General features: G+C 38.1%; 16 protein-coding genes and 1 pseudogene. 2 read left to right on the plus strand and 15 right to left on the minus strand.

Features of this window, described 5'->3' with window-relative positions:
• Nucleotides 1-170: 170 nt before the first annotated feature.
• The gene (locus tag BKO01S_RS17605; protein WP_232311274.1) at nt 171-1478 is read right to left on the minus strand and encodes a VWA domain-containing protein; all 1308 of its coding nucleotides are present in this window, start codon (nt 1476-1478) and stop codon (nt 171-173) included.
• Nucleotides 1479-1901: 423 nt separating this feature from the next.
• Between BKO01S_RS17605 and BKO01S_RS17610 the strand changes: the two genes are divergently transcribed.
• A complete protein-coding gene (locus BKO01S_RS17610; RefSeq protein WP_084362134.1) occupies nt 1902-3083 on the plus strand; it encodes an MFS transporter in 1182 nt (393 codons plus the stop codon).
• 121 nt (nt 3084-3204) lie between these two features.
• The gene (locus tag BKO01S_RS17615) at nt 3205-4902 is read left to right on the plus strand and encodes a methyl-accepting chemotaxis protein (protein ID WP_066057167.1); all 1698 of its coding nucleotides are present in this window, start codon (nt 3205-3207) and stop codon (nt 4900-4902) included.
• A 42-nt stretch (nt 4903-4944) separates the two neighbouring features.
• Here BKO01S_RS17615 and BKO01S_RS17620 read toward each other — a convergent pair whose 3' ends face one another.
• The 14 genes and pseudogenes from BKO01S_RS17620 to essC form a co-directional block, all read right to left on the minus strand.
• Nucleotides 4945-7293, minus strand: a complete 2349-nt coding sequence (locus BKO01S_RS17620) for an ABC transporter permease (protein ID WP_066057170.1) — start codon at nt 7291-7293, stop codon at nt 4945-4947.
• Nucleotides 7290-7991: an ABC transporter ATP-binding protein gene (locus tag BKO01S_RS17625; protein ID WP_066057173.1), complete on the minus strand. Its 702-nt coding sequence runs from the start codon at nt 7989-7991 to the stop codon at nt 7290-7292. Before BKO01S_RS17625 ends, BKO01S_RS17620 begins: the two co-directional genes overlap by 4 nt.
• A 687-nt stretch (nt 7992-8678) precedes the next feature.
• Entirely contained in the window at nt 8679-9071 is a 393-nt protein-coding gene (locus tag BKO01S_RS17630; RefSeq protein ID WP_066057176.1) for a UCP033725 family protein, read from the minus strand.
• A gap of 18 nt (nt 9072-9089) precedes the next feature.
• Nucleotides 9090-11159: a hypothetical protein gene (locus tag BKO01S_RS17635; RefSeq protein WP_066057179.1), complete on the minus strand. Its 2070-nt coding sequence runs from the start codon at nt 11157-11159 to the stop codon at nt 9090-9092.
• 520 nt (nt 11160-11679) lie between these two features.
• On the minus strand, nt 11680-11922 hold the full coding sequence (locus BKO01S_RS17640) for a hypothetical protein (protein ID WP_439951054.1): 243 nt from the start codon (nt 11920-11922) through the stop codon (nt 11680-11682).
• A 293-nt stretch (nt 11923-12215) separates the two neighbouring features.
• Nucleotides 12216-12641 (minus strand): hypothetical protein, encoded by a 426-nt coding sequence (locus BKO01S_RS17645; protein WP_066057344.1) that lies wholly within the window; start codon nt 12639-12641, stop codon nt 12216-12218.
• 56 nt (nt 12642-12697) lie between these two features.
• Nucleotides 12698-12823, minus strand: a pseudogene (locus BKO01S_RS25285) (DNA/RNA non-specific endonuclease); the annotation flags it as partial.
• 328 nt (nt 12824-13151) lie between these two features.
• Entirely contained in the window at nt 13152-13640 is a 489-nt protein-coding gene (locus tag BKO01S_RS17650) for an immunity protein YezG family protein (protein WP_066057349.1), read from the minus strand.
• A gap of 11 nt (nt 13641-13651) precedes the next feature.
• Nucleotides 13652-15445, minus strand: coding sequence for a DNA/RNA non-specific endonuclease (locus BKO01S_RS24895; RefSeq protein WP_066057182.1), 1794 nt, complete (start codon nt 15443-15445; stop codon nt 13652-13654).
• Between the two features lie 3 nt (nt 15446-15448).
• Complete coding sequence (locus BKO01S_RS17660) at nt 15449-15784, minus strand: hypothetical protein (protein WP_066057185.1); 336 nt, start codon at nt 15782-15784, stop codon at nt 15449-15451.
• Nucleotides 15777-16484 (minus strand): DUF5081 family protein, encoded by a 708-nt coding sequence (locus BKO01S_RS17665; protein WP_066057354.1) that lies wholly within the window; start codon nt 16482-16484, stop codon nt 15777-15779. Before BKO01S_RS17665 ends, BKO01S_RS17660 begins: the two co-directional genes overlap by 8 nt.
• Nucleotides 16484-16783 (minus strand): WXG100 family type VII secretion target, encoded by a 300-nt coding sequence (locus BKO01S_RS17670; protein ID WP_066057188.1) that lies wholly within the window; start codon nt 16781-16783, stop codon nt 16484-16486. Before BKO01S_RS17670 ends, BKO01S_RS17665 begins: the two co-directional genes overlap by 1 nt.
• Nucleotides 16784-16789: 6 nt before the next feature.
• Nucleotides 16790-17188: an EsxC family T7SS substrate gene (locus BKO01S_RS17675; protein ID WP_066057191.1), complete on the minus strand. Its 399-nt coding sequence runs from the start codon at nt 17186-17188 to the stop codon at nt 16790-16792.
• Nucleotides 17166-21713 carry a type VII secretion protein EssC gene (gene essC, locus BKO01S_RS17680; RefSeq protein ID WP_066057194.1) on the minus strand — a complete coding sequence of 1516 codons (4548 nt, stop codon included), beginning with the start codon at nt 21711-21713 and terminating at the stop codon, nt 17166-17168. Before essC ends, BKO01S_RS17675 begins: the two co-directional genes overlap by 23 nt.
• Nucleotides 21714-21737: the final 24 nt, after the last annotated feature.

Genomic DNA, 21737 nt, shown 5'->3' on the forward strand with positions numbered 1-21737 from the left:
ATATTCCACCATAAATCGAGCGTTTTGATACGTACTATTGGGTGACCCATAAAGGATATTATCTATAAAACAATATCTAATCCTACCACCAGTCTCCATGTGAAGAAATATTAAAAGAAGTTAATAGATAATCACCATAGTATAAAGGGACCCTTTATTGGGAAACTAAATCACTTTAGACCTGAAATCACTTCCTGATGCTTGGTGTTATTCTTTTCTCTCGCTTCATCTTCTAGCTGGTTAATGTACTCTCTTATAGCTATATGTCTATCATCTATGATTGTTCGGAGTTCTTCTCCCATTTCTGGAGTAATTTCCTTTTGATCCTCTAGTCTAGTCACAGCCTCAAATAAGACATCTTTTTCTGCATCTGTAACGTCCATAAAGCTAGAGCCAAGATCTTCTATCCCTTGACCAATTTCTACTTTTTTCATATTTATCTTGTAGCCAATCTTTGCAATTTCAAAATTCCTTTCATAGGTGGTCCTTGCTTCTTGAAGCAACTCTTGAATCGTATCGTTCAATTCCACATTCGAGTTAACTGTATAGTACGTTCCTTTTCCAGCTAATGCCGTTTCTTTTAATTGCTTCTGCCCTGCATCATCCACATCAAAGCCGATAATATTCACCTTTACCTTTAAATCCGAGTTTGCTAGCTTTCTAGCCTCTTCGACTGGATTTCCATTACACGTCTCTATCCCGTCACTCACAACAAATAGGATGTTTTCAGACTTATCATCGGCTGATTTCTTTAAATCTTCATAGGCATTTGCAATGGATGCTGCCAGAGGTGTCCAACCACTTGGCTTAAATTTTGTTAATGCCTGTTCAAAGCTAGCCTGCTCATATGTATGGGTATTGTACATGATTTCTGTGCTTGAGCATGATTTTGCCTTGTCATTGTCACTCCCTGTACCCCGGTGTCCGTATACTCTTAGAGAAACTTTACTTGTGGCAGGTAGGCCTGATGCATATGTAGCAATAGCTCGCTTGGCTAAGTCCATCTTCACTCCGCCCGAAACTTGAGCATTCATACTACCACTTGAGTCTAGATGGATGGCTACGTTTTTTAAGGATGGTTGTTCCTTTGATAAATCATATGCCCCGTAGTCAGGAATAAAATTTTTCAAGGAATCAAAAACTAGTGAATAATCTGCTCCTAAATAATGAATCAATCCATTATATATTTCTTCTGCCTTCAAATCCTGCACCACTAAATCCTCTATTGCAGAACCCATTGGAAGTTCAGAATCAACGTTAGAACCCTCTAGCGATGCATATAGATCCTCCGAGTGGATACCAGCCGGTTGTTGAACCATTTCTTCAGCTAGGGTAGGCTGTTCAGGATATGTCACTAACTTAACGACTTCCTTTTCTTCTTCCTTATTAGACTTTTCTTTCTGCATTGTTTGTTCCTTATTTGAGCAAGCAACAGCAAAACTTATAATGACTAGTATTAGGAAGAATCGCTTAAACACGTTCAAAAATATACCGCCCCTTTATATTTTCCTTTTTTTAGAATTATTTTTTCTATATTATTTAGTATCATTTAGTGAAACCTCCGTCAATGAACCCATGGCAGTTTGTCGATTTTTGTCTGGTACTATGAAACTAACAGAATCTCCATTTCATGACTTTTTAACAAATACAAAGAACTAGTATCTTCATGATCCGGATGAGATTTTTATCCTTTATTTAAAATAAAAAACTGCTCATTAGGTAAAAATCTTTATTTTATAAAAAAGATAATAATTTCTTATGTAAGGGTCGGAGAAATTTGTCGAATGAAATCACACTTAGTATAAAACCCCTAAAGTAAGTTTAAGACTTTTATCACCTGCAATCTTAGAGTTATAATAAAGAGAAGAGATACAAATGAAACCTACTGGAGTGTATTGATTTTGGAAGTTAAAAAAGCGTTGCCTATTTTATTTGCAGTTATGTTTTTAGTTATGGTGGGGTTTGGGATTATCATCCCTGTTATGCCGTTTTACGCCGAAGAATTAGGGGCTTCTCCTACTCAGCTAGGCTTATTAATGGCCGTATACTCCCTGATGCAGCTGTTCTTTGCACCTTTTTGGGGCAGAATTTCTGATAAAATCGGGCGAAAGCCAGTCATAATGATTGGGATCTTTGGACTTGCGCTCTCCTTCTTTTTAATGGGGATGTCATCCTCTCTATGGATACTGTTTGTAGCGAGAATTATTGGGGGAGTTTTATCTGCGGCCAATATGCCGACAGTTATGGCCTATGTGGCAGATATCACTTCACATGAGAATCGCAGTAAAGGCATGGGAATCATCGGAGCTTCGGTGGGACTAGGCTTTATTTTTGGCCCAGCGATCGGTGGGATTTTCTCAAAAGAAAGCTTACACACTCCTTTCTTTATTGCCGGTGCATCATCTGTACTAACCTTCTTACTTGTCTTGTTTGTATTAAAAGAATCACTAACTACTGAACAGCGTAAAGAAAACCAACATAAGAAAAAAGCTTCCATATTCTCAGCCTTCAAAGGGCCTGCATCTGTTTTGTATATCCTACAATGGTTTGTCACCTTATCCTTAGCAGGCTTGGAAGCAACATTTGCATACTTTGCTTCTGAAAAAGCTGGGCTTGAGCCAGCTCAGCTCGGATACGTATTTATGATTATGGGACTAGCTGGTGCCATCGTTCAGGGCGGACTTGTAGGAAGACTGACAAAAAAGTGGGGAGAAGGATCTGTTATTCAACTCGGAATTGTGATCTCTGCCATCGGATTTTCTTTAATTTTACTCATTGATAACTTTGTAACCGCAGCAATTTATTTAACCGTTTTTGGTATTGGGAATGGATTTATCAGACCAAGCGTCTCCTCCCTACTAACGAAAACTTCTAGCGCTGGGCATGGGAGTACTACCGGACTACTCTCATCTTTTGATTCCCTAGGTCGTATCATTGGTCCACCACTCGGAGGATGGCTATTCTCCATTTCTCTTCCGCTTCCTTATGTTTCTGGGGCCGTTCTTTCACTTTTTGCCCTCATTCTATACCAGGTGTATAAACGAAAAGCACCGCAATCAGAATTAAGAGTTCCCCTTTCATAAAAGGGGAGCTTTTTTGTATGACTTCACTTTTTTAAAAGCGTTTTCACGAAAACACTTCATATCAGTCGAAATTTGTCGATACAAGTAAAAAGTGTAAAAATTATATGAATGGGGTATTTCTATGAGAAACTTATTTAAGTTTAAGAGCATTAAAACGAAATTAATGTCTGTCTTTTTACTAATTACCATTCTTGTATTTGGGTTTGGGTTTTATTTAATCAACTCAATAAGCAAAATGGAGGACCATACAAGAGAGCTTTCTGTAGAAGATATTCCGTTAATGGCTTCTGATTTTAGTTTGCTAGGAATTTTAACACAACAACAAAGTGAGCTTCGAGGATACTTATTATCTGGAGAAGAGAAATATAAACAGATCTACTTTGGGTTAAAAGAACCTAGCTTAGCCATCCAGAAAGATTTATTGGAAAAATCCGAAGACCCAGTTATTAAAGAAGTATCTGAACAAACGGCAACCATCTACAAAATAGTGGAGGAAGAATACTTTCCAGCCTATGAGCAAGGAAATGTTGAGGAAGCAAAGCTCATACTTTCGAGTGAAATAGAGCCAAAACTAATAAAAGTTGTTGAGCAAATGACGACTCTAGCTTTAGCAAAAGGAGAAGAAAGTAAAGAGGATGGGATAAATGCATTAAAGCAAGCGGAAACCACCTCTTTTATTTCGATGATGTTTGGACTTTTATTATTAATAATCATTGTTATTTTATCAGTTGTCATTCCTAGAAATATTGCTAAACCTATCAATATATTAAAAGAACGTATGGATTTAATGGCAAATGGCGATTTGAGTAATGAGCCACTAGAAATAAAATCAGAGGATGAGATTGGAATGTTGTTACAGTCATCCAATCAAGTGAGCGAAAATCTGAAAGAAATGCTAACAAGTATCAGCTCTGTATCGGAAGCTCTATCCAACCAGAGTAGTAACCTAACCCAGACATCTTTTGAAGTAAAGGAAGGCAGTAGTCAAATTGCGGTTACCATGCAGGCACTTTCATCGGGTTCAGAGACACAAGTCAACATCACGAGTGAGCTTTCCAGTTCAATGGGTGCATTTACAACTGAAGTGAAAAACGCCAATCAAAGTGGTGAAATCGTCTATGATTCTTCACAGAAAGTGCTTGGTTTAACGAAAGATGGTAGTAAATTAATGACTTCATCTATTAACCAAATGAGCATCATTGACCAAATCGTAAAAGAAGCTGTAGAAAAGGTTAAGGGACTCGATGACCAATCACAGGAAATTTCAAAATTAGTAGGCGTCATTAAAGCCATTGCTGAGCAGACCAACCTATTAGCCTTAAACGCAGCGATTGAAGCCGCTCGTGCTGGTGAACATGGCAAAGGTTTTGCAGTTGTAGCTGATGAAGTAAGAAAGTTAGCAGAACAAGTTTCATTGTCCGTAACTGACATTACACAAATCGTAAATAATATCCAAAACGAAACAAAATTAGTAACTTCCTCTCTGCAGGGCGGATACAAAGAAGTGGAAAGTGGTAAAAATCAAATTGTAACTACCGGTCATACGTTTGAGGAAATCGAACGTTCTCTTTCAGAAATGGCGAATGGAGTTCAGTTCATTTCACGTACTCTTGGTACAATTGCTACTAACAGTGATGGTATAAACAATTCCATTTCTGAAATTGCCTCCGTCTCAGAAGAAGCTGCTGCAGGTATTGAAGAAACAGCTGCTTCTGTTGAACAATCAAGTGGTTCTATGGAGGAAATTGCAATCAGCGCCACTCGCTTAAACGATCTAGCGAATGACTTAAAGCAACTAATCAATAAATTTGTATTATAGATTCGAAAGAAATCCTCACTTCGATAGGAAGTGAGGATTTTTCTATTCATATGCTAAAGCCTTGCTAATAGATATTTTTGTCGCCTTGTATGCGGGAATAAAGCTTGCTACCAACGATAAAACAATCACAATTATGAACCATATGAGAATCCCGAGCATAGAAAATGAAAAATCTAAATCAGATAGAAATAAAGAGTGCCCTACCTTATTACAAAGTAGTTTACTAAATGGATAGGCGAGAATAATGCTTATAAAGAAGCAGATCCACCCAATCAATAAACTCTCCACCATAATCATTCTCCAAAGAGTCACATCTCCTCCGCCTATTAGCTTCATAATGGCAATAGATTTGCTTCGCTCTGAAACATTAAGGCTGAGTGTTCCGATCAGCCCTAACATGGCTACTATAACAAGGATGATGGCCATTCCTATGAGAAAAACGGTGACAATATTTACTCGTGCCTCTTGCATTTCTTTTATTTCAGTAAACGTATGAGATGTGATGATAGGTATCTGATTATCGCTATAGATGCGCTTCATATTCTCCTTTAAACGGATCTGTTCAGCAACACTATGTTCTTGAGCCTTTATGTTCACCATAAAGGAAGACGTCACAGGTGTGAATTCAGGACCCAAGTTATTAACATACTGAACTACGGCACCTGAAACTTTCCTGAATTTCCCGACTACTTTATACTGCACATGTTCCCCATTCACTTCAATGGTTACATAATCCCCCACTCTTATGGATGGATAACTTTTTAAAAAATAGGAATCTAAGACCATTTCATTGCTTTGATCATCTTTCAACCATCTTCCTTCAATGATTTTCGGCTCCATAAAGGAGGAAGAAATCGGAGGTTGCACAATCGATAAATATCCGCTTGTTATATCACCGTTAACAAAGGATCCACTTGTAAGATTCCATATCTCAACATCTTGAACATGATCCGTAAATGATAAATCCTCCAGCTGTTTTTGGCCACTAGCCCCACTAACAATCAACTGTAAATCATATTTCTCATATTTTAATGATTCTTCCACGGTATGAAGTAAGGACTGATAAACGGTTAGTACAGATATTACGGTTGCCCCACCAATACTTAATGTCACAACCGTTAAGAAGAAGCGGAATTTTCTTTGTAGGGTATCTCTTATAATGAATAGAAAAGGGCGCGATACCCACGGGATAATTAACAGCCAAGAAGGGAAACCTTTGGTACTTTGCTTGCTACCTTTTGTAAGAGCATCATAGATACTAATTCTTACACCATTTATAACTGGTATTAGGCCTGATATAATCGGTAAACCCAGTCCAATACCGATTTGAATAAGCAAAGTATTCATGGAATACGTGACTTCTTTTGTAGTAAAACTCAATAAAACGTACGAGTAGGAACTTAATACTTTGGCGAGATACAAACTAACGGGGACTCCTACTAAAAGCGCGATCAAACTATAAACAATGATATAACACAAATACAACCACTGAAGCTGAGATCCGCTTGCTCCAATGACCTTCATAATCCCAATTTGAGGAATTTGGCTTTTAATAATGGATAGTATGGTATTAATTATTAAACAAGTACTTAATAGGATAGTCAGAAGTCCTAAGGATATTAAAATATTCTCCATAGAATTAACGATGTCATATCCCCAATGTTTATTATTATGGATGGTTGAGGATAGATAGGTGTAGCCTTCTGCATGGGCTAAATCTCTAATCTTACTTTCAATCTTTTCGACGGTTTCTTTTTCTTTCGTTTCTGTCTTATATAGCAAAAGATTCTTCTCTGTACTCATCCCTAAATCAGCAGCTGTTTCTTTAGAGACATAACCATACACGACACTAGAAATCGGTGTTGCCTCTAAGCCGCCTTGATGTACGCTTCCTGTGATCTTTACTTTCGTTTCGACCTCTTGATTTGATTTAAGTAACACCTGATCTTTCAGTTTCACTTCTAGAAATGGAAAGGATAGGCGTTCTAATAGAATTTCACCTTCTTTGGGAGCTTCGCTTTCCTTATAGAGCATCACATCGAGTGTATTGGGATCATCTTTATCAATAACAAATAACTTGATCCTTTTCCATTCCTTCTCTTGAGCCATATATACTTCTGAATCAAAGGTGGTCCTTGCTTCCGCTGTTTGAACACCATTTATCTCTTTTACTTTATCGACAAAACTTTCATCAAACTGTTGAAAGGCAATCGTTCCACTCGCCGGCTGGAAGGTTTCCAGACTATCTCTCATTCCTTTTTCTAATATGTATCCGGTATGGCCGATCACCCCTGTTCCAACAATGCCGGTAAGAACAGAAAGAATGACAATGAAACTCTTGCCCTTGCTTGAAAGGAGGTCTCTCAGTATTTTTTTAAATTGGATACTCATGTTAAGCCGCTCCGAGAATCTGGAACTTGGATATTTACAATTTCTCCGTCTTTAATATGAACCACCCGATCGGCTTGATACGCTAATTCTTCATCATGAGTCACCATAATAACCGTCTTGCCATCAGCAACTAGCTTTCTAAAAAGAGAAAAAATCGTGTTTGCTGTTTGGCTATCAAGACTTCCTGTCGGTTCATCTGCCACAATTAAAGCGGGATCATTTGCTAATGCTCGTGCAATCGCCACTCTTTGCTGCTGACCTCCACTTAATTGGGATGGTAGCTTGGTTTCACAATCAGATAATTCAACCACTTTTAATAATTCTCTAGCAACAGGTTTTCTCTCACGCTTCTCATACTTATTACAAAAATCCATTGGGAGGAGAATATTTTCTAGTACCGTCAAGGAAGGAATTAGTTGAAAAAACTGAAATACAACTCCAATATGTAACCCTCTCCATCTGGATATCTTTCCACGATTCATTTTATGTAGTCCTACTTCATTAATCCAGATCTCTCCAGAGCTCGGTTCATCTATACCAGTTATTATATTAATAAGGGAGCTCTTGCCACTCCCGGACTTTCCTACAATTGAGATAAACTCTCCTTTTTCAATGTGTAAGGTGATTCCTTTTAATACTTCAATTGTATTGCTATCATTTTTGTAGCTTTTTCTAACATCCTTCAAATCAATCTTCACTTATTTTTCCTCTTTTCCTTTGTGGAGCTACTACGTAAATTCACAAGCCACTTAAACTATCATTAGTAAAAAATGTTGAAGTTCGATGAGAGTACTGAGAAGACGTTAATCACATTAACAATATTAATATTTTGGTTATACCATATATTAGATAGAAATAAATACACATTTTTTCCTGCAACTAAAAAAATCACAGGTTAACAAACACTGTGATTTTTTCATATACGTGCAATTTAAAAAAATAAAATCAACTTTTGCTATTGATAATATCTTTTGAAGAGCGGTTCACTCCAAAGATGTCCCCATTATAAACTGCAAAACTATAAATCCGAGACTGATGAATCATTCGATTACTCTCAAAATTAAATTTTTCGAAAACAAGTAAATTTAAATGAACTTGAAGAAATATTCAATGTTGGTTACAATCTCATATGTTCCGTCAGTTTTATGAGCACATCGAAACTCTTTACCTTTATATATACAGTAAATATCTTCCTTAGCATTGCTCTCCTCCAAATTAAAGTAATAACAAAGTTTCGTCCAGCCAGTACTCTATTCATTTCTAAGTATGTAGAATAAGAAAGTCACAGAAATTACTACTTTAACTTTGTTTATATTTAATAATTGGAGATACATATTTTACAACTTATCTTTGTAATGATAGCTAGATTTAATGTTAAGACTATTTTATAAAAATTGGGGATCAATCAATTCTTTCTCCTCTATAAGCTTAACTTTTCTTTTTGGAACCCATCCGAGCCAAGTTTCACGATCTATTCTGGGCAAATTCAAATTATCTCCCACTATCATTGAGCCAGTAGATATCTGAAATTCGCCCTCTTTTTCTTGTAGTATTTGAACCCTTTCTCCATCCACCATTCCAAAGTAAGTTATATTAACGCATTCTGTTAATTCACTCCGGTTAACTATCTTTGAATAGACTCCACTGTTATATGAATCAACAAAAGTATGGTCAATATTATTTATTTCATCAGTCATAATTTTTACATTATTATCCATATCAATAGTGATTTCATATAAAACTCCATTGTATTTTCCATATAAACCTAATTTCAACATGTTAATCACCTCATAAATCTATTTCACTGGTACAAATATTTTTCCATTAAAAACAGCTATAACTAGATCTTCTCCATTTATTACTTTGTGTAGTGTTGAACCCTCTCTCAAATCAATAAACCTATTAAATGTCCACTCAGGAACCACCTCAGTATTTCGTGAAGACGTGAAACCATTCCCTGTCCATGGCCATTCATTATATTCCCACCCACTGTACGGTTTATCCATACTGTGTCCATATGGTATCTCTAAATGATCAGATAATACCATTTCTGGATTTTTAGCCTTAAATTCAATATAACCATAACTACTTCCAGCTTCAGGATACGGTACAACCACCTTATCTGAATAGCTATCATAATAGGAATAATCTAGTCTCAATGACTCACGGACATGAGAATATTCATGTATATGCGAACTATCTTGTGCAATTGCAACAAATCCCTTAATAGCATTGTATTCTCCATTTAGATATTTTTGAATATCACTTTCCGGAAGATTTTTTATAAAAGTCGTATTCTTATCTGGACGTGGTACAGAGTCTCTAATATCCTGCATTAGGATTCTCTCGCTATCCGTTAGCAAATAATCAGGTTTTAACTTTAATTCTGTAAATTGAGCAAAACTTAAGTTATGCTCTTTTAGTTTAATTGGTAGAGTATGGTTTACAAAACTATTTTGTCTCATTTGACTAGTTGCAACTCTAGCCTCTGTGTCCATACCAATTTCAACTTTCTTCCAAAATTGGTTATACCTTATTACCTCATCTATACTCATTAATTCTCTAAAGCTAATTTGTTTAACTTGTTCAACCGAACTATTAATATTGCCCAACCTAGGACCGTCGTTAACAAGATTCACCCCATCAATCCTACTAACCAAATCTCTCAGTTTATTCTCCACCATATGAGCATTTTCTACAGGAATTCTACCAATATCTCCAACTTGCTCCATAGCCAAGCCGACTCTTCGAGGTGGTGTTAAATTATTCGCCATTGTAATAGCATTATCAACTATCTTACCTGCTTCAATTGTACCTCTAGCGAGTTTATTTTTCACGACATTTGAGGCATCTCTTGCAGCTTGTGTGGCACTTTTTAGACGGGTTACGGTTTGCTGTCCAGCTGTCTTCAGCATGTTATCAATATGTGTAACCCCTTGCTGGAATCCGGACCGAACTCCAACTCTCATTCCTAGCTGTCCGATATTATCACTAACATTAGCAAGGAGAACAGCGCTACTGAATTTCGTTAAACCACTCACACCTGGAATGACGTCCAACGGTGCTAACAATCCTCGAAACCAGCGTTCCCCTGTTCCGAGTTCTCGACCGGAAATCCAATCCTTCCCGGAAACAGCGGAACTTAGCTCCATTGCTCCATAGGCTGCTCCTAATGCCATTCCCGCTGGGGGGCAGATAAAGGCTACCCCAACAATGACCACTAAAGCACCGATTTGCACCCAAAATTCCTTGTTTTCTTGCTGATTAAGAATGGATTCATATTCGAAGGCTCGTGTGTTAACCGCTGCCTGCTGGTATTCCTTTTGTGAAAAGTCCTGGTCAGGATTCAGTTCCTTCCATGCCTCGTACTCAAGCTTCATCTGGTCTGCATAAAAGTTATCTCCACTGAATATATCGTCCATGCTAATTTCCGTCTTAGGAACTTCAAAGGCTTGTGCAGGACCGTAGCCTCCATAAACATACTGTGTTTCAGTCGCTCCAATTCGATTTTTCGTCGTATAGTTAGAGATGGTTGCCCCCTGCATTGAAGCTACAAACGCATCCATATCCTCATAAAATGGCTGATCAATGGTCCGATCGACAATATCGCCTACCTTGCCACTAAACCTATGTAATACTTGGAAGTCCTGGTACAATCCTTGATATTTGCTTTTTAGACTGGTATGGCCAAACGCAATCACACCATCACTATCATACTTTGCAATATCAGACTCCGCATCCTCTAGGTTGTCACTTAAGTCTTTAAGGGTATCAATCATCCCTTTCCCCCAACGCCCTAAACCTATTAAATCTCCTATACCATCCTTCATTTTCTCCCAGTCTGAAGGGATATATTTTACATCCATGTAATAACTCCTTCTATTGTTATATCAGTTACACTTGTTATAAACGTAACTATAGTGTATTTACTTAACACTAAAACACATAAGTTAAGTGTTAAACCTCAACACACCTCTCTAACAATACCGTACCATAACTAATAAAGTACAAATAAGGTAAAAATTTACTATTTTGTAGATTTTCTACACTAGCATACTGATAAAGGGACTTCCTGTTTCTCTCAAGGTGAGCCGTACTGCTGAACTTTTCTATAGCACTCACACCTGGAATGATATCTAGCTGTTGTAACAGTCCAAGAATCCTAGCTCTCGACCGGATACCCACTCCCTACCTGAATCGACAGAGCTTAATTTCAATGCCCTCGTAGGAGTGAATTTCAGTAACATCCTACAATGTCGTCCAAAGTAATTTCTAAAAAAAACAAAAACACCTGTTGCCTAATAAGACAAACAAGTGCTTATAGTTAATTCTAAAACATAATCCTGAATACTACTGAACTCTTATATTAATTTAGACATTTCTACTTCAGTAATTTCCGTTTTTTACCTCTTCAAACCAAAAATCAAAAATATCATCTGGTAAAAGCTCTTCGTCATTTGAATAAACTAAATCATATCTATAGTTTCCTTTTAAACTATTCTGCTTCACATTATAATGTAACTTTATCTCTGTAGGCATTTCTTTTTCATATTCTTTACATTTTCCATGAATTTTTTCTAAATTTTCAATTCCAATATCTAAAACAGCTTCTTGCCGTAGCATTTGCATCCGGTTTACTGTTTCCGACTGGCGGTTTCGAACGAGGCTGTTGACCTACGCTATACTTTTCTTTAACCCTTTCGGTTTGTTGAACTTAATTACCACGACAGGGTCTCTGAGAAGCGAAACTAGATTGATATGGACAGAAAAAAAGGTGAGCCAACATCACTTAAAGCCCACCATAGGTAAGATAATCTATTTTTCATGCGGAGAAACTGCCTTTTGTAAGATGAAACCCTTGACCGAGTAACCAACACTCAATCAAGGGTTTTTAGAAATTAATATGTTATTTTATCATTAAATTAAATATTTTCCCTCTTAACTTGTTCAAACCATAACCTAGCAATAGAACTTGCAGTTTCATTAGAATCATTTGTATGTACAAGCTCATATTTATAAACTGCCGTTAATTTATTTGCTTTAACATCATAAACCATCTTAATTTCTGTTGGCATTTCACGATTATATTCTTTACATAATTTAATCATTTCTTTAATATCTTCATTAATTACTTTAACAACTGCTTTTTGACGGACTACAGAAATATCATAAGAAAAATCGTCTTCATTCTCTAAATTGACCAATGCATCATTAAGTTTATGTCTCTCTACAATCTTACCATTGATATTATAAAAAAAATCATTTGAAACAAAACCTTCTTCATAAGAACAATATATATATATTTTATTTGCTCTATCGAAAACATACTCTAAACATATCGAAACCATATCTGCCTGCAATTCACTAAAGTAATCCTCAAATACTTTCCCCAATACATTCACCCCTAGTTTAATATATTTATTTCCTCATATCTTCCGTCTATCTCATATTCAACAATAAATTCTGATGGTCTTTTACTACTTCCATCGTATTTGATTTCAACATTAATCTTTACTTCTTTAGGTGAGGTTTCTTGTAAAGCTGCAGACTAGTTTATCTTTTAATTTTTAAAAAACACCTGTTGCTCAAAAGGAAATCAGGTGCTATCTTATCCATTATTAATATCGAATTTAATTTCATATGTTTTAACTTGTACTCTTTATGTTTCTACTCAAGTATCTTTTTTTCCACACACTCACGGCATGTTTCGCGGCTGACATATATTTTAGATTATTTAAGTTTACCAAACCCATAATAGCTATAAAAAAACACCTGAAGTCTAAAAGACAATCAAGTGCTTTATAGTTATCTTAATATTTCATTTATAGACTTTCCTTTATCTATTCTAATCTATTTTATTAAATTGGATTATCTGGATATTCATTAAAATATCTTTCAATCAGCTCTTTGCTCTCAACATCATCTGGTTCATTCCCTAGATATTTATACTCCCAAATAACCAACTGATCATCAAAGCTATAATTTGTATCAAACCAGTTAGTATAATCATAGTGAATTTTAAATTTCCCATTATCCTCTAGAGATATTGTAAACGAATACCATAGCTCTTGCTGATAGTCAGTGAAAACTTTTCTTAGCTTGTCACTCAGCTCAAACAGATTTCTCTCCTTTTGCTTATACTCCTCTTTATTAATATTAAATTCAAAAGGAATTTCTAAACTATATTTATAGTTAAACTCTTCTTCTGGAGTATTATAAAAGAAGTAAGTACCTCCACCTGTTTCTGACACTTGAGCATACATAAAAAATTTAACCCATTTTTCTGGAATCATTGCATTAACCGTTTCAGCAATTTTTCTATATATTTGGTTCATCTCTTGTTCCATAGTCAAAAATATCATCCTCCAGATTGATTTTTAATAATTTTCCTAACTGCCCTTTTTCCTTCAACTTTATAATAAATCTCAAAACTGCTTGGTCTTAGAGAATCTCCATTATAAACAGGTTCAATCCTTACAGATACTTTCTTCGGTGGGACTTCTTTTAAAGCATTTGCCCAAACCGTCTCCATCTTATACCATTCTCCACCAGAACGGTTAATTTGGCTATTCTGAGCAACAAGATTATCAATATCTCCCGAACCATGAAATTGACTCCCAATTAGATGTCCGCCGTCATCATCAGGTAATCTGTCTTCTCTACCAGCGGCTCTTTGCATTCCTAAATTTCTATCCGCTTCCTGTAATATCAGATTATCAGCTTCCACATCAACTATTCTTCCTAAGTCATCCGTTGTATATTTATATGCATCTTGAGTCACATAGAGAACATTAGGTGCAAGTTCTTTTCTTCCTCTTTTCCCTTTAGTAAAGTGGTCACCATAGTTTACTTCATTTATTTCTTTCGTGTTATTTACTTTATTTGAAGCATTACCCGTACCCTGAGCAGCACTCTCCAAATTAATCCCATCAATCCGACTAAGTACATCCCTCATCTTATTCCCAACAGTATGAGAATTCTCTATGGGCTCACGCACTCTTCCTATATCACCTATATTGTCCATGACTAGATGTGTTTGTGGGAGTTGGAAGGTATTTCTTGCCTTAGTTATGCCCGAATCTATTAAATCTCCTACCTCTATTATATCCCTAACAACCTTATTTTTCACCACATTCGCGGCATCTTTCACGGCGGCATTGGCACTTTTCAGACGAGCCATCGTTTCTCGGCTAGCGGCCTGAACCAGGTTGTCGACCTGTGCCACTCCTTGCTTAACCCCTGCACGAACACTGGTTGATAATTGCCCGACCTTGTCTCCCACTTTGAGCAGACGAGCCGTGCTGCCAAACTTCGCTACAGCCCCTACACCCGGTATGATATCAAGCGGAGCTAATAGTCCACGGAACCAACGCTCCCCTGTTCCTAGCTCACGACCAGAAACCCAATCCTTTCCTGAAACAGCTGAGCTCAATTCCATGGCTCCATATGCGACCCCTAATGCGATTCCTGCAGGAGGGCATATGAGGGTGGCGCCGACTATAACGACCAATGCTCCAAGTTGTACCCAGAATTCCTTACTTTCCTGTTGGCTTCGAATCGATTCATACTCAAAGGCATGCGTATTGACTGCTGCCAGTTGATATTCCTTTTGTGTAAAGTCCTGGTCGGGGTTCAGTTTCTTCCAAGCTTCGTATTCCAGTTGCATTTGCTTTCCATAGAAAGTATCACCGCTGAATATGTCATCCAGACTTACTTCCGTCTTTGGAACGGTTAAAGCCTGCGCCGGACCATAGCCACCGTACACGTATTGTGTTTCGGTGGCTCCGATTCGGTTCTTGGTGGTATAGTTCGAGATGGAGGCTTCCTGCATGGCGGCCACAAATGCATCCATATCTTCGTAGAAGGGTTGATCAATGGTTCGATCGACGATGTCTCCTACCTTCCCACTGAAGCGATGCAATACCTGGAAGTCTTCATACAGTGCTTGGTACTTCCCCTTCAGACTGGTATGTCGAAAGGAGATCGCTCCGTCACTGTCATATTTGGCGATATCGGAGTCGGCGTCCTCTAAGTTATCACTCAAGTCTTTGAGCTCATCAATCATTCCTTTGCCCCAGCGACCTAATCCTATTAAATCTCCGATTCCGTCCTTCATTCTTTGCCAATCAGACGGAATGTATTTTACATCCATGTATTAGACCCCCAGTTTAGCAATGATCTGTTCTGCAATGGCTGCATCTGCCTCCATCATGGTATTAAGAATATCAACGACTAATGTAGAAGCACGGGTGTAGTTATCGTAGAGATCCATGACCTTTTGGTTTGCTTCGGCATAGACCTCCATCGTTTTCTTCGCTTTTCCTTCTGTGTAATAATTGAGATTTCCTAGCTTTTCAATATTTGGTGCTGCATTGGATTCTAACTCCTTTAAAATCCCATCCAGATATTTGAAAATAGTCGTCATTTCATCTGGATTGATATTTATTAATTTGCTAGAGCCTCCACCGCCACCAGCTATTGCCTTATGCATACGACTTCTCCTCCTTGTAAGGGAAATCCATTTCATCAAATAGGACCTTTAAGAACCAATACTGACTTGCGTGGTAATAGGCTTTCTTCACCGTATCAACCATGATTAGTTTTTCATCTTTTGTAAACACAAGCCATTGTTGGTAGTAACGAGCATTAAACCGTTCTCTTGGCTCTTCATTTATATGAAAGATTTCGAGGTTCATAAACATCTGTTCTGGCTCGTAACTTTCCGCCTCTCTTCTTTCCTGATGGGATAATTCAACCTTTAAGAATGTCTTTTCATCTTCATGTGGTTCTCTAGAAACCACTGGGAAGCTTTCCCTTAATACACGTAAGGCTGTCATCTTTGATAGAATCCGTAATTGATAGTGTTCTGGTTCTTCCATTTCCACCAACAAGATGACCTCATCGCTTTCCTTCTCACGAAAAGCAAACATAAGATTATTGATTCGAACATACTTCGCACTTTGATGGTAGTACTCAATCGCTTGAATAATAATCGCACCGGTCTGAGTGATTTTTCCATCCGTGGAGAGGATTTCTTTCTCTATTAAACGTTCATGTGCTTCTCTAAAAATGTCCTCCCCCTGAAACTGATATCTTTCCTTTTCTGGTAATCCAAAGAGGACATTTCCACCAAATGCAGCCGCTAAAAGATATAGCTCTGGAGCTGTGAATACGTCTTTTGAACCTCTCATCATAAGTTCCTCACTTCTTTTACAGAACCATCCTGTTCAAAATCATTGTAATACCCATTTAAATTGTTTAGAGCCTTTGTCTGTTTCGCGACCGCCGATTTCATGTCATGATGATATTGCTGAATAATCTCCATATAACTTAAGAAGGAATCTCTGGCTTTTCCGCTCCAAGAAGCAGATTGAACATAGGAGATGAGCTGTTCACATTGGTCGTATGTTTTATCGATCGATCTCTCCAAAGCCCTCGCCGCCACCTTTGCTTCATTTACCTTATCTCCATAAATTTTCACGCTTCCCATCATGCATCACCCCTTCGCTTTATTTCTTTCTCTTTCTCTTTCACGTTCTTCACGTTCTCTTCGTGCCTTTTCTTCTGCTTCACGAATGGCTAAATTTTTGTAATGAATATAGCGCTCATATGCCTTGTTTTTGGCAGAAACGAGCGAGCTCCGTTTGTCTTTATCCTGTTGAAAATAATCTAGTAATTCGCTATTTAATTTTTCTCTACTTACTTCAAAGTCATTGGAAGGAATCTTTGTATTTGATAGGTTTGGAACCGTACCTACATAAGAACTGTGTGCCGAGCTCGCCTCTGAAACCTTACGATCATGCTCCGATATTGCATCTCCTAGCTTCTGATACAATTTATGATAATCGTCTCTTTTTTTCTCCGTAGCTGTTCTACCCCAGAATAACACCAACATTCACATCCTCTCTTTTTTCATAAAGTGCCGCTATTTTAATCTTTTCCGCTTTTCCATGCTTAATATAGTACGCCTCATATGGAAGAAGACTTGGTTCTTTATAAGGTCGATTCAGAACCTCTAGAATGTTTTGCTCCGTAATTCTACCAATTAAGACACCTGTCTTCTGTTTCTTAATGGCTGATGAAATATCATCGTACTGTCTCTCAATCGTCCCATGGACCGCACCGGTGACAAAATAAATACCTACTCTTGCACCCGTTTCAATTAATTTCGTCATAGTAGATTGAGCAGAGAACGACAGCGAATCTATTAAGAATGAAGCATCTGTTAGTAAAATGACCATTGGTCTAATTTCTTTTAAGAAATCCCTTACCGTTGTTCTGCCGTCAGTTGCTAACTGAACCTGTCGGAAGGCATCTTCCCTTGCTTCAAATAACTGTTGGATTCTTCCTGTAAAATCGTCCATCTCCACCGATGTTCCTGCATAGAGATTGACATGATCCTTAAAGACTCTAAATCTAGAAGAAGCATTGTCCATTAAGCCCACATCAATATGTTCATTCATAGAGATACTCGATACAAGCATTAAGAAAGTTTGCTCGACAGAATCGAGTCGGTCACTCAGGATCAAGGTATGTTGATCTTCAATCACACTAAGCTGAACGGGTTCCACGTTTTCAAAATCAACAGCAAACGGGATTTCCCCTTCCTGGAGCATTGATTTTGCCTCTGCTCTAGCCATAAATTCGGTAAAATGAACGGTCTCTGGAACCATTGGGATCGGTAGAGGACAGCTCCCCTTCCACTCATTTCGCATGTCTTGACCAAGCTCCCGAATGTTTTGAATAATAGTGAGTGTTTCCTCTCCTTTAACAGGTAAGGCAGTTTGGAACATGGTTGGCTGTTCCAGTTTAATTAGACCCCGCCCAGGAATTTCCTCAATCGTTAAGTCTGTTCTTCCAACAATATTTCTTGGTTCTGAAGGATCAATCATAAATAAAGAGATTTGATGTTTAATATTGGATAGAAGGGCAGCCCTCATGGCACTTTGTCTTCCTGCACTAATGACTAGATGTATCCCTACACTAACTCCCTCTCGAGCAATTTGTGCAACTAGTTTTTCAAATTCATCACGATACACAGCATCCGTAATGGAGTCAAAGGTATCAATAATTAATAGAATTGCAGGAACTTCCCTTCCACTTGCTTGCTCATACATCTGGATGGTTGCCACACCATATTTACTTAACTTTTGCTTTCGTTCCTTCAGCTCATTTTGTAAGCGTCGTAGTAGTTTTCCTATTTTTATTTCCTCATCGACCATAATCGCATCTGCCACGTGAGGCATTTCCCTCAGTGGAAGCAAACCGTTCGTACCAAAATCAATTAGGTACATATGAACTCTCTCTGGACTATGATTTCTTCCAATATCCAAAGCTACACTTTGTAGGAAAGTCGATTTTCCGTAACCAGGACTAGAGAACACAGCCATATGCCCATCCTTTGTCAAATCCAATGTTAATGGCTTTTGAAGCTGCATTTCTGGAATATCTAAAAACCCAACCGTGACTTCAATTGGTTTTTTCTCTGCGTACCATGCTGTCTTATAGTCCACATCAACCAGTTCTGGCAGGTAAATTCGTTCCTCTAATGGCGGTAACCATGGTCTAGGAAGCTCTTCAATTTGATTTTTCACTGAATAGGATTGGATATAATCTACTACCGCATCCAACTCGGTTGGATATTTCGTGATTTCTTTTCTATTAGAAAGGCCACTTAGGTCTTGTGAGATAATTTCATATTGTCCTAGATCATTGATTGCATATACAGTCGTATCCATTAGGTCTTGCTCATCTTTATCTGGAATATAGTCTGCTCCGCTCCAGGCACTTTGGAAAAGCTCATAAATTTCATTGTTTCCGACCTGTAAGTAAGCTCGGCCCGGCAGAGTAATTTCCGCTGCATCCGGTGTTTTTAAGATTTCCGTTGAATCACTTGCATTTTGTACCTTTAGGGCGAGCTTGAACTTTGAGTTGGACCAAATTTGATCATCTACTACACCACTCGGCTTTTGTGTAGCTAAAATCAAGTGAATTCCTAAAGAACGACCAATACGTGCGGTTGAAACAAGCTCCTTCATAAATTCAGGCTGCTCTGCTTTCAACTCAGCAAATTCATCTGATATTAAGAACAAATGAGGCATGGGTTCTTTTACCTCACCTAATTTATAAAGCTTTTGATACTGATTGATATGGTTCACATCATATTCAGCAAACAAACGCTGACGCTTTTGCAGCTCTGCTTTAATGGAAGCCAGTGCACGCATCGATTGAGCACCGTCTAAGTTAGTAATCGTTCCTAGTAAGTGAGGTAGATCCTTAAATAAATTGGCCATCCCTCCACCTTTGTAGTCAATTAATAGAAATGCTACTTCATGAGGGTGAAAGTTAACCGCAAGCGAAATGATATAGGATTGGATAATCTCCGACTTACCCGAACCGGTTGTACCTGCAACAAGACCGTGTGGACCATGTGCTTTTTCATGAAGATTCAGGTAGACAATGTCTTCTTTTCCACGCAGTCCTAACGGAACCGCAAGACTCTTATAGGTTTCATTCTTTGCCCATCGCTCCTGTATCGCAAGCTCCTGCACCTTTTCTACTCCATACATCTCAAGGAAGGTGACACTTTCAGGAATGGAGTTCCGCAAGTTTTGAAGATGATTTAGAGGCGCTAAGGCTCGAGAAACATCTTCCTTGTTAAACCCTTCCGTAAAGTGATCCGGTCTAAACGTTCGATTAACCAACTCTCCTTCCTCAAGAAGGATATTTCCGTTAGCTGCATCCCGAATATCAATAACTGTCTTCACATGCTCCGGTAAGGACTGCATAACATCCTGTACAAAGACTAGCGAAACGCCTAGTTCACTAGGATCTTCATTAAAGTACTCCATCACCGAGTGATCTAAGATCATCTTTTCATCCGTAATTAAGACAACCATATGCGGAGTGAAATACAGCTTCTCATTTTTATTCGATTTTTCATCGGTTGCCTGTCTTCGCTCCTTCAAGATCTGATACAGTGAGTTCAGCACCTGATCTCTTGAGCGTTCGTGATAAACAAAGCCACGAACATTAATATCACGTAAGCTCGCATGTGGCAGCCAGCGCATCCAATCCCACTTGCTCTTCTCCTCTTCTGGAAAAATGGTAACAAACTGAATATCGTGATAGCTCTGAAACAAGGCAGTCTGCATAACCAACAATTGCAACTGTTCCAACACAAGGTGTCTTTGCCCAATATAACCAACAGGCCCCTTCATTAAGGAAGTAATGACAGGAACATCATCTAACGTCAGATATTTGGATCTTAGTTGCTTTGCTTCATCAACCAACTGGTCTTTCTCTAAAGTAAATTCTTCCACACTGAACTCGATATCAAAACTAGAATCCATTCTTCCTAACCCGACACGGTAGGTAAGAAAATCATGGTGAAACATCGTTTTCTCATAAATACGTGAATCCACTTTTTTTGCCATCTTCCGAATTTCTTCTACGTTCGGAAAATGGTAATGCAATGCGTGCCTTTGTTCCTCGCTTGCTTTATATAGCTCGTGCGATTTTTCTTTTAAATATTGCTTGTAGCTACTCTCTCTCTCCTTTAGATCCAGTCGGTACTGCTTGGCACTTTTTACATAAGAGGTAATAGAAAAGATAACCGTCGTAACCGTCATCGCTAGCATGGCAATAATATAAAACCCACTTGGGCTAAAAATAGACACGGCCACCATAGCCCCAATCATGACAAGCGGAGGCACAATAATTCGGGCTAGCTGTTCACTTGGTTTTGCCGGCTTATTAGAGGGCTTTGCAATCCTTCTTTTATCCTCTGGCTCTCGGTAAATAATCCGTGGAGACCGATGGAAGTCCGGGTAATCATGATCAAATCTTTGACTCGCCCCAAACACTTCGACTAATTTTGTATCTACGATTGCTTTTCTCCCAAGAATACGAAGATCATCTATTCCTACTTTCACTGTTATCCCTTCAAAGAACAGCTCATCACCTGGCTCTAATAACACTTCACCTTTTACCAGAATGAAATTTTGATAAACTTCTCCTTGATACACTTCTAAACGAAAAAACTCTCCAAGCTGTTCTCGAATAAACGCCAAGGAAACCTCGTGATTCACTAGAGTTACATCATCGTACTCGTTCGATCCAATAGTGATACTACGACACTCGGTTGTATCGTATAGTTGCCACTCTTGCTGCTCTATCAGATAGATCGTTACTTTTTCGTCTTTCAGATTTATTTCTAGGCTTTCATGAACTGATAACAGCTGTTCACTAATTCTGCACTCCTGACCATCCCATTGGATTTCAAACGGAGTAGACAAGTCTCTAAATGTAATGGTTTTCGACCATTCCTTTCCAACGGTAATGATCTTTGGTTCATTTATGTTTAAATGGCATTTATGCATTACATTTTTATAGCTTAGCAGCAATAATCTCTGTGCCATCTTTCTCTCCCTCTCTACACACAA

Source organism: Robertmurraya korlensis NBRC 107688 (assembly GCF_001591645.1).
Lineage (GTDB): Bacteria > Bacillota > Bacilli > Bacillales > Cytobacillaceae > Robertmurraya_A.

What these genes read in the sequence shown, in the direction of transcription:
- BKO01S_RS17675 (WP_066057191.1), bottom strand. Translation starts at nt 17,188, where the DNA reads ATGTTGGTGTTATTCTGGGGTAGAACAGCTACGGAGAAAAAAAGAGAC.
- BKO01S_RS17635 (WP_066057179.1), bottom strand. Translation starts at nt 11,159, where the DNA reads ATGGATGTAAAATATATCCCTTCAGACTGGGAGAAAATGAAGGATGGT.
- BKO01S_RS17630 (WP_066057176.1), bottom strand. Translation starts at nt 9,071, where the DNA reads ATGTTGAAATTAGGTTTATATGGAAAATACAATGGAGTTTTATATGAA.
- BKO01S_RS17670 (WP_066057188.1), bottom strand. Translation starts at nt 16,783, where the DNA reads ATGGGAAGCGTGAAAATTTATGGAGATAAGGTAAATGAAGCAAAGGTG.
- BKO01S_RS17615 (WP_066057167.1), top strand. Translation starts at nt 3,205, where the DNA reads ATGAGAAACTTATTTAAGTTTAAGAGCATTAAAACGAAATTAATGTCT.
- essC (WP_066057194.1), bottom strand. Translation starts at nt 21,713, where the DNA reads ATGGCACAGAGATTATTGCTGCTAAGCTATAAAAATGTAATGCATAAA.
- BKO01S_RS17645 (WP_066057344.1), bottom strand. Translation starts at nt 12,641, where the DNA reads ATGGTTTCGATATGTTTAGAGTATGTTTTCGATAGAGCAAATAAAATA.
- BKO01S_RS24895 (WP_066057182.1), bottom strand. Translation starts at nt 15,445, where the DNA reads ATGGATGTAAAATACATTCCGTCTGATTGGCAAAGAATGAAGGACGGA.
- BKO01S_RS17620 (WP_066057170.1), bottom strand. Translation starts at nt 7,293, where the DNA reads ATGAGTATCCAATTTAAAAAAATACTGAGAGACCTCCTTTCAAGCAAG.
- BKO01S_RS17650 (WP_066057349.1), bottom strand. Translation starts at nt 13,640, where the DNA reads ATGGAACAAGAGATGAACCAAATATATAGAAAAATTGCTGAAACGGTT.
- BKO01S_RS17665 (WP_066057354.1), bottom strand. Translation starts at nt 16,484, where the DNA reads ATGAGAGGTTCAAAAGACGTATTCACAGCTCCAGAGCTATATCTTTTA.
- BKO01S_RS17660 (WP_066057185.1), bottom strand. Translation starts at nt 15,784, where the DNA reads ATGCATAAGGCAATAGCTGGTGGCGGTGGAGGCTCTAGCAAATTAATA.
- BKO01S_RS17640 (WP_439951054.1), bottom strand. Translation starts at nt 11,922, where the DNA reads ATGCAAATGCTACGGCAAGAAGCTGTTTTAGATATTGGAATTGAAAAT.